Genomic DNA, 14,599 nt, shown 5'->3' with positions numbered 1-14,599 from the left:
AGGCTACAGGTCTCCGAAATCGAATTCGTTAATGTCGTCCAAGCTAATCTTTTCCTCTTCGGTAAGCGGCCGTTGTAGCAAGAGGTCGGCATCCTCCGCGCCTGCTCCCCACAGTTCGCCGAGCAGATCGGACACCGCGGCTTTCTCCCTTGGTTCGAACGAGGAGAACGCCCGGCGCAAGTACACGAGGGATCTGCGGAACTGTTCGTCCTCGAGCGATCCGATATAAGCATCCAGCCGCTCCCACAGCAACGCCCGGGATAGCAGCGCGTAACGGTTGCGCATGGACACCCCCTCGAACCAGCCGGCCCCTAGATCTGCCGGAATGCCTGGAGACAGCCTCCTGGACATTTCGCTTTCGATGGCATCGGGCGCGAATTCGTCTTTCTCCAGCAGCAGAGCAAATCCGAAGCCGGATAACTTCGGATTGCGGTCGTCCCTCGAAGCCAACCGCTTCAGCTCCTTGATCCATAGAGGCTCGTCTACTTCGTCGAAATGCTCTTGGGAAATCGAATGAAGAAGCTGCAAGGCGGATAACGCCGACGGAGCCGCGTCGTCGTTGCAGTCCGCCGCGTCGTTCAGCGTCAACGAGCCTCTAAGGAACAACTGCCGCAACAGCGGAAGCAGCGGTTGCGCGTCATGTCTCCGAATCGAACCGAACCGGATCAGACCGGACAATTCGAAAGCCGCCTCCGCTATGTCCGCGAAGCTGACGTCGTCGACGGCGAGCGTCTGAAGCAAAGACTTCGCTTCTTCCATGGCGGACGGCAACTCGCAATGGATCGCCAAGCGGATGAGCTTCGATGCCTCCGCGATATCCGTGCAGGCTTGAAGACGCTCATGAAGCACGTAAGCCGCCGCGATCTCGATCGTTTCTCCCTTTAAGGTCGATTCGACGGCCCGGATCTCCGATTCGGGCGTCCAGCGCAGCGTCCAATGCTCCGCCCAAGTCGCGCCGTTTTGTTGAGCCGCGAACTTGCGCGCGAAGCCGATGTCCAGCAACTCCAACCGGTGCAACAGGACGGATCTGCGCAGGTCGAGGAAGGCCGCGTCCTCCGACTTTACCCGTCTGTTCTCCCTCAGGTCCAATTCGAGGTTTTGCGCGACCGGAGACTTGTATTTGTCCAGCTTCAGCCGGCGCAGCTCTCGGTTCAAATCGTCCTGGATCGGCGTTTGGCTGACGCCCTCCGGCAGACGGCCGATGGCCGTTCCGACGTCGACCCGCGATAGGGCATCCGCGATAGCGGCCAGCTCGCCGCCTCCCAGACAAGTAACGGCCGCGTCGTGCAAGTCCTTCCAGGTCGGCCGGCTTCCGTTCTTGATCGCGGCAAGCGCCTCGGCCATCCTTACCGCTTCGATGACGGACGCCGTCGAGCGGTAAGTTCCTTTTTCCCTCAAATACCCGGCAATCTTCGACAAGTAGAAATGCGGCAATTCCGGTAACCGTCCCTTACGCAGGCATTCCCAGTAAAGCTGAAAATAAGCCGGAGTAAAGTTGCCCGCGCCGTAACCGGACCGCGACGAGAGCTTGTAATACGTATACGGCATGAGCGTAAGACGGGTCTTGGAGGACGGTAACCCGGCCCATTCCTTATCGGACATGGCGGGCTTTCCTCCCGCAAGCGCCAAGGCATGATGCGCGCCGGTTACGACGACGACTTTGGCGGCGTCGTGCCCCGCCGCTATCGTTTCTTGAATTCTCCGTCTCATGTAAGCTTCGCGGATTTCGTTGTAGGCGTACTCCCGGGGACGGAAGGTTAGCTCGTCCCGTTCGGTCATCTCCCGCATGCGATCCGACAGTTCGAGAATGGCGCTTCGGTAAGCGAGCGGATCGGCGCTATGCTCGAAGTACCGCTCCCAGTACGCCTCGTAGTCGGGTTCTTCAGCCCGTTCGGCGATCGAACCGTATAAGCCGTTCTGATAACGAACGAAGTCGAGCTTGGCCGCCTCGGATTCCGAGCCCTCCTCTTCTTCGTCCTCCGACTTCGCGACGTGCAGCGCAAGCGCGCTGCCCGACGGTAAATCGATGAACTCGCATACCGCCCCTTTCCTACGCGCCCATAGGAAGGCCTGGTATTCCGGGGAATACTCCGCTAACGGATAAAGCAAGGTCCGAACGGGCAATTCTTCCGTATAGGCGAGCATCGCGATCGGGGGCACGACGCCGCGGGAAGTCAACTGGGCAATCAGTTCGTTCGCATCGCTCGGCCCTTCCACGAGCACCGCGGTCGGACGGATCTCGTCCAGGAACGCGAGCAAATGATGTGCGCCGTTCGGCGAGAGATGCCGAATGCCGAAGACACGAACCCCGTCCGGCGCGGCGTTCAATCGTTCATTTCCCGGCAAGCGTTGTAGAGGCTCCGCCATTCCGATCCCCGCTTTTTCATCACGTTATCGAGATACTCTTTCCAGACGAGCCGATCCTTCTCGTCGTCTTTGACGACCGCCCCTTGCAGGCCGGCAGCGAGATCTTCGTCCGTCAGCCTGCCGCTGCCGAAGCTGGCGGCCAGCGCCATGCTTCCGGTCAGAAGAGAAATCGCCTCCGCGGTCGAGATGACGCCCGAAGGCGGCTTGACCTTCTTCTTGCGGTCCAGCGTCGCCCCGCTCCGGAGCTCGCGGAAGATCGTCACGACTTGGCGGACCGCTTCTTCTTCCGGCAAGGAAGCTTTCAGCTCGTAACTCGCCGAGATCTCCGCGACCCTGCGCTTCACGATATCGACCTCCGTCTCCAAGCTCGAAGGAGCGGGAAGCACGATGATATTGAAGCGCCTCTTCAGCGCGGCCGACATCTCGTTCACGCCCCTGTCGCGCGTATTGGCCGTCGCGATAATGGAGAAGCCCTTCGCCGCTGAGATTTCGCGCCCCAGTTCCGGAATCGCGACCGTCTTCTCCGACAGGATGGAGATCAGCGCGTCCTGAACTTCGGAAGCGCATCTCGATATTTCCTCGAATCTCGCGATTCCTCCCGCTTCCATCGCCCTGTAAATCGGACTCTTGATAAGCGCTTGATCGGAAGGACCCTGCGCCAACAGCATCGCGTAGTTCCACGCATAACGAACATGCTCTTCGCTCGTGCCCGCCGTGCCTTGAACGACTTTGGAGGAATCGCCGTTAATGGCGGCCGTCAAATTCTCGGATAACCATGATTTCGCCGTTCCCGGTTCTCCGATAAGGAGCAGCGCGCGGTCGGTCAGCAGCGTCGCGATCGCCATCTCGACGAGACGGCGGTTGCCGATGTATTTCGGCGTAATCGTCGTTCCGCCGGCTTGTCCGCCGATGATGAAAGTCAGCGCGGCCCGGGGCGATAACTGCCAGCCGGCCGGCTTGGCGTCTTGGTCGGAGGCGACCAACGCCGCCAATTCTTCGGCATACAGCCGTTCCGCCGGCAGCCTTAAAACATTTTGCTTATCCATTTGCTCCATCCCTTCTTATCGCCGAACTCGCCTTGCTCGTCTTGCGGCTTCGTACGAATCGCCTCCGCGATTTCGATCAGCTTCTTTCGGGTGCTCTCGTACGGCACTTCGTTCTCGGCGAGACGAACGAGGCGATCGGCGCTGGAAGCGGACAATTGCAGCAACAAGAATTCCTGAAGCCCGTACAGGTAATACATCTGCCTGCCGGCCCCGGATGTCAGCGCATCCATCAGTACTTCCGACGCATCCGGGTATCCGATATGGAACAACGCGAGGAAACAGTGAATATCGTAGTCGTTGCCGATGCCGACGATTCGCCTGCATTTACCGATCAAGTAGTTGACCGTATGCCGATCGGGCGATTCCGCGGCGCGGCACACGAGCTCCGCCTCGTCCAGGCGGATGAACGCCTGCACCCATCGGGGGTCGAGAGAAGCGGCGATCCGCGAACCGTCTTCCGTCATTTTCTCGTATAGGCTAGGCAGCAGTTGCAGGAAGGCCTGAAGAAGAAGCTTGCCCGCCGACTCGTGGGTCCCCGTCAAATAACCCGAGTAACGAAGGTACACCTCCTCGGGAGACAAGCTCCAGATTGCCGCCCTCAAGCTATAGTCGAGAAAACGATGGTTATGCGTGTCCTTTAGCCCGACCGCGAACGCTCTCGCCTCCGGATCGGACAGGCCGATCAGCAGCCGTGCCGCGCTTTCTTGAATGCGGGAGGCCGCCAGGCCGGTGAAGGATTTCTCGGAAAGAATGTCTCGGACAAGCTCCGACATGCCCTCGGCGTCGCGAGACCGAAGCGCATCCAAAGAGGTTTGCAACTTCCCCAGCGTCTCCTCGCTCTCGCCGCTCTCTCTCAGCTTATCGAACGCAGAGCGCGCGAAAGATACGACTCGAAGGATCAATTCTTCATCCCGACTGTTTGCGATCGGTTCTACCGCCAGTTCCCCGTCCTTCGGCGAAGCGAGCGCTTCGAAGAGGCGATCCGCCGCCCTGGGCGTCCCGATCGTTGCCAATGCCGAAAGCGCGGCGCGCCTAATTTCCTTGCGCCGTTCGCCCGCTTGGCCGAGCAGGAAGCTCTCTTGCTCCGGATAATGTCCCAACAATCCGATAGCGGTTGTTCTGATTTCTTGCGAGCCGGCTTCGGCGGCCTCCAGATACAGCTCCATGCCGGACGAGCCGAGCTGCCTGTGAATCAACTGAAGCCTTCGCGCATCGCCCTTGCCCCCGTCCATGCGGAACTGACGGCGCAATACGGGCAACGCGTCCCGTCCATAGAGCGGAACGACTTCCGACTCCAAGAAATCGGAGATTTCCGGGTAGCTTTCATCGAGCGCGGCGACCGCGGGTATCAGTAGCCTGTAATCGTCGAACAACCCGTCCTGTCGCGCCTGTCGGATGACTTCGAGGCGTCCTTGCCCTTTCTGGGACAGCGCTTCGAGGACCGGGCTTAATCTACGGTACGTCGACGAGGTCTGCCGGAAATTCTCGCCGCCTTCTAAGGGCAACGCTTCGCCCTTGCTCTCGGTCATTCCTTGCGTGTATAGAATCGAAGAGAGCAACGTCGACAGCTCGAGCAGCTTAACCGAGGGGTTGTCCTCTCCTGCCTCGGTCGCTTGTTCTACCGCTTGCGCCACCCTGGCGAATACCGGGGCCGCCTCTCCCAGTTTCCGAAGCTGGGGCAACAGCTTGCCCAAGCGCAAGTCGCCGGAAGCCAACTTGCTGCCCGCCACGAAGAGCCTTCGCGTCTCTTGTTCCAATTCTTGCAACAACCCGATACTCATTCTTTTATCACCCTCATCGCGAATATGAATCTTCTAGAACGATAACCGCGTTATCCCATGCGTCGATACGAGACTCAGAGGCTGCGCGGATAGCCGATTATTCCCGGTATCGTGATGGAACATGACGAGCATCGCCCCGCCCCGCAAATCTTCCGTCCTCATTAACGGCAGTAGCTGCGTCGTCGCATCGTTCATGGACGGTATGTCCGCGAGCGGCATTTGCTTGCCTTGTTCGTCTAACAGAACGTAACGTCCGTCGATGACGACGACATCCCGATAGGCGACGAGCATGACCGGATTTTTGTCGGACAACGGGTTCTTTATTTGATTTTTCGCTTGTTTGATCGCGTCCGCGAAGGATTTTCCCGCATGGCTCCGGGCGACAGTGAAATCCTCGGAAGAAGGCTCGCGGAACGACGCCTCTTCCCAGCGGACCCTTGCGTTAAGCTCGCCGGGATAGACGAACAGCTCTTTGGTCGCGGCCACCAGGTAAACGGAATCGTCTTCGCGAATATGCTTCGCCGCCCGATAAGGCCTGTACGTGCGCGTCGCATGAACACGCCCGGATCGCAGCTCGATCCAGAAGCCCTCGTCCACGAATTGCTCCCGGCCGGGATCCGCATAAGATCGGAAGGCGAGCTGGAGCAATTCCGCGTCGCGCCGGGTCAGCCCTCTCTCCCGAAGTTCCGACAGTTGCCAGGCGTGTCCGATGCTTTCCTCCAAGGTCGATTCCGCATCTAGCGTCGTCTCGTCCGGATTCTCCTTGCGACGCTCCAAGTATTCCCTGCTCTTCTTCAGCAAGGCGTACAACTGGCCGAGCCGGGGAATGGCCCGCTCGTACATCGCTTCCCGCGGTTGATCGGCGTTCATGCCGAGCTGAAGCTCGCGAAAGGAGCCCTGAATGCCCGGAATATAATAATTGCCCAGTTGCTTGACCTGCTCGCCGAGCGTCTGGATCGCCTTTTTATCGATGCCGCCCAGCCCCGCTTGAACGATTCCTTGAAGCAGCTTCTCGGCGAATGCGATGCCCTCGAGCTGCGCTACGATTTTCTTGACGAGAGCGGATTTGTTCGTCTGGCGTTTGCGCGGAGTTTCCTCGGAGTCGGATGCCGCTTCCTTTTTCTTCTCTTCCCGCTTTTCCGCCTTCTCGCGCTTGTCCGCGATATCCTCCGGAATGGCCGCCGTCGCGAAGTTTTTGCCCAGCGCATAGGCGTACATCAAACCGAGCAGATGCTTGCACGGAAACTGCCGGCTCGGACAAGAACAACGGAATGTCGGGCCTTCAGGCTTGACGAAATCCACGGAACAGCGATAAGGCTCGTTTCCGCTGCCCTTGCATTCGCCGAACAACAGCGTATCGTCCTCCGTCCGGCATAGCAGGGGGAAACTGTTTTTCTTGACCAGATCGCGGCCGTTCTTGATCGCGTTAGCGTTCAATGCCAAGCTATCCACGTAAGCTTCGGTAATAGTTATCATTCGATCCCTCGCTGAAATCAATTGGATGGCGAGACTTTGGAGGCGATTAACGGGATACCCAGTTAATCGATCCTCCTTCCATCTTTTAATAGCTTATAAGATTCGAGAAAAGATTAAAATCACCTTCCGAAAATGAAAGAAGCACCTCGGGCTTCGACCTTACTTTAAAACAATAAACCCGCGATGCCATTCGAACGAATTAGCATCGCGGGTTGGATATTATTGATTCCGTTAAGCGAGTACGGGAATGGCCCGCGCCTTCGGCTTAGTAAGCCAGCGTGAACAAGCCGTTGATGTGGGACAGATAACGGGCGTTGCTCGCCTTCTTCATGAGGGAAGCCGGCGTGCCGCGAAGCTCGATGCCCGTGCCGCCGACGGCGCCGATGCCGTCTTTGCGGCCCAGGCTCGCGAGCGTACCGGAGAAGACCGGCTTGAAGGCATCCGGTTTCGTGCCCTTGAACGTAGCCGCGATGTTAGCGCCCGCGAGCTCGCCCATTTGCCATGCCAATTGCGCAGTCGGCGGATACGGACGGCCTTCCGGTCCGAAGACGACCGCGCAGTCGCCCGCGAGGTAGACGTCGGGGTGGGACACCGATTGCAGCGCTTCGTTAACGGACGCGCGGCCGCGGTTCACTTCGATGCCGCAGTTCGCGACGAGGGTGTTGCCTTGGACGCCGCCCGTCCATACGACCGTGTTCGCTTCGATCGTGCGACCGTCTTTTAACGTGACCACATTGCCTTTCACTTCCGTGATCGGCAAGCTCGTCAAGAATTCGACGCCGCGGTTCTCCAGGCTCGTGACCGCGCGTTGGATGAGATCCGGCGAGAACATCGGCAAGATCGTCGGCATCGCCTCGACCAGCTTCAAGGAAACGTCGGAGAAGTCCACGCCGTTCTCGCGGCAGATGGCCGGCAATTCGTCGGCAAGCTCGCCGACGAGCTCGACGCCGGTCAATCCGCCGCCGCCGATAACGAACGTCGCGTCCGCTTTGTCTTTCGACTTCGCGTACGCTTTGATGCGGTCTACGACGTGAGCGAAGATTTTGTTCGCGTCGTTCACGGATTTCAGGATCAAGCTATTTTCCTGAAGTCCGGGGATGCCGAAGTAGTTCGTTTCGCTTCCGAGAGCGAGCACGAGCGCATCGTAACGGTAAGAAGTGTCGTTATTCAAGGAAACTTTTTTGCCTTCCGGATCGACGGATTGCACTTCGCCGACCACGACGTTGATCTGCTTGCCTTTGAACAATTTCTCGAGCGGAAGCGCGACGGCTTTCTCGTGCACGTTACCCGCGGCAAGACGGTGAAGCTCCGTAATGATTTGGTGCGTATTCGAGCGGTTGATGATCGTAATGTTCGCTTCCGCGGTCGACAGATGCTGTCTGGCGGACAGGGCGCTCAGCAACCCGCCGTAACCCGCCCCGAGAATCAGAATTTCTTTTCTCATCTATGTTCCTCCGTTCTTCGCCTATGGATCGGTCCGATTAACCGTTATTTTTTCTTTCGCCCAGAATGTTCAGGTAAGCTTGGCTGAAACGAAGCATCTTCTGCAATTCCGGATCTTTCAGCAGCTTCATCATGCCGAACACGCCGATCGTCGCGTCGCTGTTCTCCGCGCGGTCGCTCGCTTCGATGGCCGCGGACGCGAAGCCTTTGGCTTTCTCCGCGAGAGGCTTGACCACTTCTTGGATGCCGCCGAGCGTATCCTCGATCAGCACTTTGTCCTTCGCAACCTTCTGCGCGAAATCGTACACGTTCGTCAGAACGGTCATCATCTCGGCCAGCCTCGGCAATTGATCCACCAATTGGGTGATCGCTTGCTGCACTTCCGGTTTTAACAATTGATCCAGCACGTCCAACTTCGCCGCGGCATCGGTCACGACGGACCCTTGATCGGCATTCAATACAGTCGATTCAGACATTCTGTTTCCTCCCCTAATCGAAATCGTCAGCAGTCTAAGAAAGTTTTGTGAATTTAATCACATTTATTGCTTTATTTTATCCTTTTCCGCGCGAATAGTACAAGTATATATTTGGCATCTTTCGATAAAATCTTGCGCTTTTCCGCGGTAAATTAATGAAGTTGTCGAATCGGGGGCAAAATAAAATCCCCACCGCCTTTCGATGGGGATTTCACATGCCGGAAATGCCGATTGTCGTCGCCGATGCTACTTCGCGAACCGGTGCGTGCCGATCGTCGCGATCGTATCCAGACCGGACCAGAACGAGCCCTTGGACACTCTCGGATCGTAGAAATACACGGCGTCTTTGACGTTGTTTTTGCCGTTCAAGGCGTCCTTGGCGGCGCGAAGCACGCTGGCGTTCGGCACGCTCTTCTGCAGGATGCCGTTGTGCGCGGCGGGGAATTGCTTGCCCGAATAGATGACGTCCTTGATCGATTTCGGGAAGCGCGGATCCTTCACCCGGTTCAGTACGACGTTCGCGACGGCCAGTTGGCCTTCGTAGGACTCGTAACCCGACTCCACCTGGATTATCTTCGCGAGCAACGTGTAGTCGTCCTTCGAATACGGTTCGGCTTCGTCGTCGAAGATCGAAGGGATGACGACGCGGAGCTTCGCCCCTTCCTTCACCTCTTCGGCGGCTTTCAGCCCGTTGCGCTTAAGCAACGCCGCTTTGCTGACGCCGAACTGTTCGCCGATCTCCGCCAAGCCGTACTCCGCCGTCACGACGGCCGGCTCGATTTGCGTAATCTCGGCGACTTGCGTCTCCGTCTCCCACTTCACGGTGGCGTGGAGCAGCTCCGCGACGGCGCGCAGCGGTATGTACATCCTTCCGTCGTCCAGGAACGGCACCGTATCCATGCGATAGCGGCTATCGTTGAAGTAGACGATCGGAACGCCGTTGCTCAGCACGATCTTGTCTCCGCGGGCGGATTGGATCGTCACCGCTTCGTTGTCTTGGTCCCACTTGGCTTTCGCTTTCAGCAGGGAAGCGACGCTCGCGATCGGCAAGAACAATCTGCCGTCCTTCATGCGCACCGGATCGGCCAGCTTCGCCTTCTCGCCGTCGATCATGATCGTAACGTTGTCGGCGACGCCGTCGTCGGCTTTGGCAGCGGCGGCTACGGTCGGTAGCGCCGACGTCAGGAGCAATAGGGCGACTATCGGGATGAGCAATCGGCTTCGAATATAAGAGTGAAAACGGAGCATAACAACCTCCCGGCAATGTTTAGAAATTATGAAATCGTTTTTATTAACATTGTAAAAATATATCACAGGGTGAATGACTTGTAGCATTAACGTTTTCACACAATTCAGTTATTACAGTCCGGACAAACGAAAAAGGCTCCTGCTACGCGGCATATCCGCATATATAGAAGCCTTTTAAAGAACCAATCCATTCGTTGATTAATTGCTTGACCTTATCTTAAAAAGAAGTTCCTTGATCGTTTTTTTATCTTTATGTTTTTGCTCCAATACAGGCAACAACGCGATGACATAATTAAGCCTATTCAAAATAAAACTCGCGTGCCCGATGAACTCCTTGCTTAATTCCGTGTCGTGCCTGATCCGATCGGTGCTGACCAAAAACTCCATCCCATCGCTTTCTTCTTCGCCGTATTTCTTAATCATATCCACCTGATGATAGGAGGGTAATAATTCCGTTCCGATCTGTACGATACCGATGTATTTTTCAAAAATGAATTTAACGATTTCGTAATAACTATTGGCAGGACTCGGGCGGTGCATAAAAACCACTCTTCTGGCTTCATCGTCCTCCTCGTCCTCATCCTCTACGCCAGAAGCAATATAACTAATGCCAAAGCTTTCAAATTTGGAATCGATATACCGGATATACTTTTCTTCCTGCGAAGTCGCTCCGTCCTCCAGCCATGAAATCATTTCTTTAATCATCGGGATGATAAAATTTCTTTCGAACCGTTCTTTATCCATTTCGAACAATAAATTCAATACATTATCGACTCTAAAGCTGGAAATTTGTTTGCTCGACAAGATTCGAAGAATATCCGTCTGATCTTCGTCATTCACGCTCACAATGAATTTCGCGGCGAAATACTCTTGGAACGATCGGTGCGTATACTTATACTCCAGTCCGTCCAGCATGATAAGACAAACCGATTCAACAAGGTCTGCTTTAAAGTCGTCCACGTTAAAATCGATATCGACTAAGTCCTTGGCCTGGCTTAAATACGATAAAAGTTGGTCGGATGTCATAGAGAACACCCTGTCCAAATAACTAGAAATCGAAATAGCAGCAACGACGCTTTTAAAATCGTCGGAAGCCAGTTGAGTTTTCATTCTTCTTTTATAACCCGACTTGGTTGCGTCGTGTTGAGAATACAACGCATCGAATGCTTGTCCGTAGAAGAGGTGTATTTTATCCGGAATCTCGGCGTATTGGCTGTACGTAATCAGCATAATCGTCAACAATAACGGATTGGAAGCGAACGACGTATGCTCGTCGAAAAGTTTCTTTTCCAATTCGGCTAGGAACTTGTCTTTAATATCCGGGTCATAAGTCAAGTTGGAGACCAATTGAAGAGCCTGAATTTTCTCCAACGGATTGATCTCGAAATCTATGAATTTATTCCAGCCTGTAAAGATTTGATCGTTTTTCCGGGCCGAAATCAAATAATAATTATCGGGAAATTTATCGCTCATCTCCAGAAGCTGCTTGGATACTTCGTTTCTCTTTTGGTAGTCGATTTCGTCGAATCCATCGAAGAGGAAAACATATCTTCCGCTAGAAATACTCTTGCTGAAATATTCGTATTCCAAATCGAATCCTAAATTACACATCGATTGAAATAGGCACTCCGCTAACGTTTGATCCCGATTGTTTATCTCCCTCAGTTCGACCATAATCGGGATATACGAAGTATTCTTGATTGTATCCAAGAAGAGATGCTTGAACAGCGTGCTTTTTCCGCTTCCCGCGGATCCGATGAAATTGATAAAATGACCATGTTCCAGAACTCCGTTCATATTACTTGCGCTGTATGTATGATCGTTAATGCTAATATTCGTGTCCAAATAAAAGTCATATAAATAAACCGGCGAATCCCTGTAAAGAATCGTTTTGACCCTGCTATATTTCTTTACCGATTCATGTAAGTACTTCTTGTAGGCGGCACCGCTCCTAATAAGCAGTTGATTAAACTGGTCTGAACCCTTTTTGTATATTACGGAAATGATTCTTTCGATATTATTTTGAACCAATTCCGACGCTATCGATCCGAAATCAATATTCATGAATATCCTCCAAACCCTTCGCTTTATCCCTCTATTAGCTATTTCGATCATTTTTGACGTTTTCCTTCATTTGGATAACTTATTAAAAAAAGCCCGCAGATGACAACCTGCGAGCCATTTTTCTAACCTTCCATCGATCGAATAAGCTCCTTCAGCTTCTCCGCCGAAAGGCGCAATTCGCGTTGCTCCCGCTCCGACAAATCCAGCTGCAGCACCTCGCGGACGCCGCCGCGATCGACGACGCACGGAACGCCCAGGTAGACGTCGGAGATGCCGTGATAATCCCGCAGCAGCGTCGATACGTTCAATACGGCGCCTTCGTCGCGGAGAATCGCGGTGCAGATCCGGTCGAGCGCGAGGGCGACCGCGTAGTAAGTCGCGCCCTTAGCGGCGATGATCTCGTACGCGGCGTCCTTCGTGTTCGCGAAGATCCGCTCCTTCTTCTCTTCGTCCAGCCGAATGCCCGTTCCGGCGACGTTGGCCAAGCTCCAGAGAGGCAGCTCGGAGTCGCCGTGCTCGCCGATAATATGCGCGTGCACGCTTCGCGGATCGATGCCGAGCTCTTCGCCGATCAGGTACCGGAACCGGGCGCTGTCGAGCAACGTGCCCGAACCGATAATTCTGCGAACCGGCCATTGCGACTTTTGCCACGTAAAATAACTCATGATGTCCACCGGATTGGACGCGATCAGCAGAATGCCGTCGTCGTTATGCTTCAGCACTTCGCCGATGATGCTATCGAAGATGGCCGAGTTTCTCTTCAGCAGGTCGACCCGCGATTCGCCCGGTCTCTGCGCCGCTCCCGCCGTGATGACGATAATGCTAGCCCCGCGGCAGTCCTCGTAATCGCCGGCCCATACTTTCGTTTTCCCGACGAAAGGAAGCCCGTGATTCATGTCGATTGCGTCGCCCTTTGCTTTGTCCTTGTTCGCGTCGATCAGCACCAATTCGTCCGCCCGTTCCCTCAGCAGCAGCGTATACGCCGTAGTTGCTCCGACGGCGCCGACGCCGATGACGACGATCTTCGTTTTACTCATCCCGATCACTCTCCGCTTCGTTAAGTTGGTCTTCCCGTTCGTCCAAATGTTCTTCCAAATCCGGTTTATTCACGTAGTGATACATAAACCCCATTAACAATCCGCCGCCGATCAGATTGCCGAAGGTGACGGGGATCAGGTTATGGAGCACGCCGCCCATCGAGATCGTCCCCGGGTGGTGCAAGACGAGCGCGATCGCGAACGTGCACATGTTGGCGATGCTATGCTCGTAACCGGAAATAAAGAAGCAGAACACGAACAGAATCATCGCGAACATTTTGGCGCCGTCGCCCTTCATCGACATCGGGAGGAAGAACGCCAGGCAGACGAGCCAATTACAGAGGATCGCCCGGAAGAACAGCTCCATCATCGGCAAGTTCATCTTCTTGTCCACGACGCTGAGCAGGAATCCGTTGACCGACGACTCCGAGAACAAGCCCGTCGTATAGATCAATAGCGCGAAGAACGAGGCGCCCAGAATGTTGCCCAGGTAGCTGAATAGCCATAGCCGCATGACGTCGGACCAGCGCAGTTTGCGACGCAGCGCGGCGTAGGTGTAATAGAACGTATTGCCCGTGAACAAGTCCCCGCCGCCGTAGGAGATCAAGATAATGGCCGCCCCGAACGTGATCGCCGCCATCGGATACGTCAGCGGCGAGTGCTCCGCGTAGAAGAAGCTACCCGTCTTGAAAGCGACGATGACCCCGAACCCGATGAACATGCTGGCGAGCGCGGATCGGGCGAGATAACGGAGACGACTCGTCGCGAATACCCGGTGCTTCTTAAGGGCGAGCCGTTCGACCTTCTTGAGTGCTTCGACTTCCATGGCGCCCACCTTCCCTCCGAAGGAGATAAGCGTAGATTACGCGAAGCGAAGGCCTTGCGATGTGCGAAAAATCACATTTACGTGCCCGAAATAGCTCAACGGACAAAAAAACCCGACCTCGAAAGGTCGGGTTCTTCATGCCGGAGCCGACGAGTCGGACTCCTATCGTTTTAATGTCGCCGCCGAACTCATTCCCCGACTTTGTGATGAATCGGGCTAGTGTTCGCGAGCGCGACGAGCATTCTTTCGCTTTTCACCATTTCGGACTGACACAAAGGACACTGATGCGTAGACGAGAGCGCGAAATTGTCCCTCATCCATCCCTTGCAGTTCTCATCCGAACAAGACCAGATCGCGGTTAGTTCCTCGGGCAACTCTTCAGCCGTTTTTTTCCGAGAAGAATACAAGAACATCCCTCTTTCCATCCTGAAGTGGGTGATGCGAAGAAAAATGCCCCAAACGGGAAGTCCGGGGCATGGTTCGCTTGCTTACAGTTTAACGACGTTCTCGGCTTGCGGGCCGCGATTGCCTTGTACGATGTTGAACTCAACGCGTTGGCCTTCGTCCAAAGACTTGTAGCCGTCGCCTACGATCGCGCTGAAGTGTACAAATACGTCGTTACCGCCTTCGACTTCGATGAAGCCGAAGCCTTTGTCCGCGTTAAACCATTTTACGATTCCCGATTCCATTTTGTTTAACCACCTTTTAATATTTACATGACCTTCTTATTTTATGAAACAAAATAAAAATTCACATATTGGACAAGGTTATTAAGCTGCGAGCAACAACAACCCTCTACAATATGTGAATTAGGTCATTTTATTCAACCTACTCA

The 14,599-nt window shown here is 54.8% G+C and carries 12 protein-coding genes; all 12 read right to left on the bottom strand.

What is annotated here, in order from left to right; all coding sequences use genetic code 11:
• Positions 1-3: 3 nt before the first annotated feature.
• The 12 genes from ACFPPD_RS09825 to ACFPPD_RS09770 all read right to left on the bottom strand — a co-directional run bounded on the left by ACFPPD_RS09825 (position 4) and on the right by ACFPPD_RS09770 (position 14,453).
• On the bottom strand, positions 4-2,367 hold the full coding sequence (locus ACFPPD_RS09825; RefSeq protein WP_378082053.1) for a DUF5682 family protein: 2,364 nt from the start codon (positions 2,365-2,367) through the stop codon (positions 4-6).
• Entirely contained in the window at positions 2,325-3,413 is a 1,089-nt protein-coding gene (locus ACFPPD_RS09820) for an ATP-binding protein (RefSeq protein WP_209749142.1), read from the bottom strand. Before ACFPPD_RS09820 ends, ACFPPD_RS09825 begins: the two co-directional genes overlap by 43 nt.
• Positions 3,392-5,194: a HEAT repeat domain-containing protein gene (locus ACFPPD_RS09815; protein WP_209749143.1), complete on the bottom strand. Its 1,803-nt coding sequence runs from the start codon at positions 5,192-5,194 to the stop codon at positions 3,392-3,394. Before ACFPPD_RS09815 ends, ACFPPD_RS09820 begins: the two co-directional genes overlap by 22 nt.
• Positions 5,195-5,227: 33 nt before the next feature.
• Positions 5,228-6,670 carry an SWIM zinc finger family protein gene (locus ACFPPD_RS09810; protein WP_209749144.1) on the bottom strand — a complete coding sequence of 481 codons (1,443 nt, stop codon included), beginning with the start codon at positions 6,668-6,670 and terminating at the stop codon, positions 5,228-5,230.
• Positions 6,671-6,935: 265 nt separating this feature from the next.
• Positions 6,936-8,114, bottom strand: coding sequence for an NAD(P)/FAD-dependent oxidoreductase (locus ACFPPD_RS09805; protein WP_209749145.1), 1,179 nt, complete (start codon positions 8,112-8,114; stop codon positions 6,936-6,938).
• Between the two features lie 37 nt (positions 8,115-8,151).
• On the bottom strand, positions 8,152-8,589 hold the full coding sequence (locus ACFPPD_RS09800) for a DUF1641 domain-containing protein (RefSeq protein ID WP_209749146.1): 438 nt from the start codon (positions 8,587-8,589) through the stop codon (positions 8,152-8,154).
• Positions 8,590-8,835: 246 nt separating this feature from the next.
• A complete protein-coding gene (locus ACFPPD_RS09795) occupies positions 8,836-9,837 on the bottom strand; it encodes a cell wall hydrolase (protein ID WP_209749147.1) in 1,002 nt (333 codons plus the stop codon).
• A gap of 198 nt (positions 9,838-10,035) precedes the next feature.
• The gene (locus ACFPPD_RS09790) at positions 10,036-11,901 is read right to left on the bottom strand and encodes an NACHT domain-containing protein (RefSeq protein ID WP_209749148.1); all 1,866 of its coding nucleotides are present in this window, start codon (positions 11,899-11,901) and stop codon (positions 10,036-10,038) included.
• Positions 11,902-12,023: 122 nt separating this feature from the next.
• Positions 12,024-12,938 carry an L-lactate dehydrogenase gene (locus ACFPPD_RS09785; RefSeq protein ID WP_209749149.1) on the bottom strand — a complete coding sequence of 305 codons (915 nt, stop codon included), beginning with the start codon at positions 12,936-12,938 and terminating at the stop codon, positions 12,024-12,026.
• The gene (locus ACFPPD_RS09780; RefSeq protein ID WP_209749150.1) at positions 12,931-13,764 is read right to left on the bottom strand and encodes a formate/nitrite transporter family protein; all 834 of its coding nucleotides are present in this window, start codon (positions 13,762-13,764) and stop codon (positions 12,931-12,933) included. Before ACFPPD_RS09780 ends, ACFPPD_RS09785 begins: the two co-directional genes overlap by 8 nt.
• A gap of 188 nt (positions 13,765-13,952) precedes the next feature.
• Positions 13,953-14,177, bottom strand: coding sequence for a cold-shock protein (locus ACFPPD_RS09775; RefSeq protein WP_378082047.1), 225 nt, complete (start codon positions 14,175-14,177; stop codon positions 13,953-13,955).
• Between the two features lie 75 nt (positions 14,178-14,252).
• Positions 14,253-14,453 carry a cold-shock protein gene (locus ACFPPD_RS09770; RefSeq protein ID WP_209749152.1) on the bottom strand — a complete coding sequence of 67 codons (201 nt, stop codon included), beginning with the start codon at positions 14,451-14,453 and terminating at the stop codon, positions 14,253-14,255.
• Positions 14,454-14,599: the final 146 nt, after the last annotated feature.

The sequence above is a fragment of the Cohnella suwonensis genome, assembly GCF_042655365.1.
Lineage (GTDB): Bacteria > Bacillota > Bacilli > Paenibacillales > Paenibacillaceae > Cohnella > Cohnella suwonensis.
Note: the sequence above shows the minus strand (reverse complement) of the source record. Positions and strands in the feature narration are given on the sequence as shown.

Bases quoted from the DNA above. Each gene is read 5' to 3' on its own strand.
- ACFPPD_RS09780 (WP_209749150.1), bottom strand. From the start codon at position 13,764: ATGGAAGTCGAAGCACTCAAGAAGGTCGAACGGCTCGCCCTTAAGAAG.
- ACFPPD_RS09775 (WP_378082047.1), bottom strand. From the start codon at position 14,177: ATGTTCTTGTATTCTTCTCGGAAAAAAACGGCTGAAGAGTTGCCCGAG.
- ACFPPD_RS09825 (WP_378082053.1), bottom strand. From the start codon at position 2,367: ATGGCGGAGCCTCTACAACGCTTGCCGGGAAATGAACGATTGAACGCC.
- ACFPPD_RS09795 (WP_209749147.1), bottom strand. From the start codon at position 9,837: ATGCTCCGTTTTCACTCTTATATTCGAAGCCGATTGCTCATCCCGATA.
- ACFPPD_RS09785 (WP_209749149.1), bottom strand. From the start codon at position 12,938: ATGAGTAAAACGAAGATCGTCGTCATCGGCGTCGGCGCCGTCGGAGCA.
- ACFPPD_RS09820 (WP_209749142.1), bottom strand. From the start codon at position 3,413: ATGGATAAGCAAAATGTTTTAAGGCTGCCGGCGGAACGGCTGTATGCC.
- ACFPPD_RS09810 (WP_209749144.1), bottom strand. From the start codon at position 6,670: ATGATAACTATTACCGAAGCTTACGTGGATAGCTTGGCATTGAACGCT.
- ACFPPD_RS09790 (WP_209749148.1), bottom strand. From the start codon at position 11,901: ATGAATATTGATTTCGGATCGATAGCGTCGGAATTGGTTCAAAATAAT.
- ACFPPD_RS09770 (WP_209749152.1), bottom strand. From the start codon at position 14,453: ATGGAATCGGGAATCGTAAAATGGTTTAACGCGGACAAAGGCTTCGGC.
- ACFPPD_RS09815 (WP_209749143.1), bottom strand. From the start codon at position 5,194: ATGAGTATCGGGTTGTTGCAAGAATTGGAACAAGAGACGCGAAGGCTC.
- ACFPPD_RS09800 (WP_209749146.1), bottom strand. From the start codon at position 8,589: ATGTCTGAATCGACTGTATTGAATGCCGATCAAGGGTCCGTCGTGACC.
- ACFPPD_RS09805 (WP_209749145.1), bottom strand. From the start codon at position 8,114: ATGAGAAAAGAAATTCTGATTCTCGGGGCGGGTTACGGCGGGTTGCTG.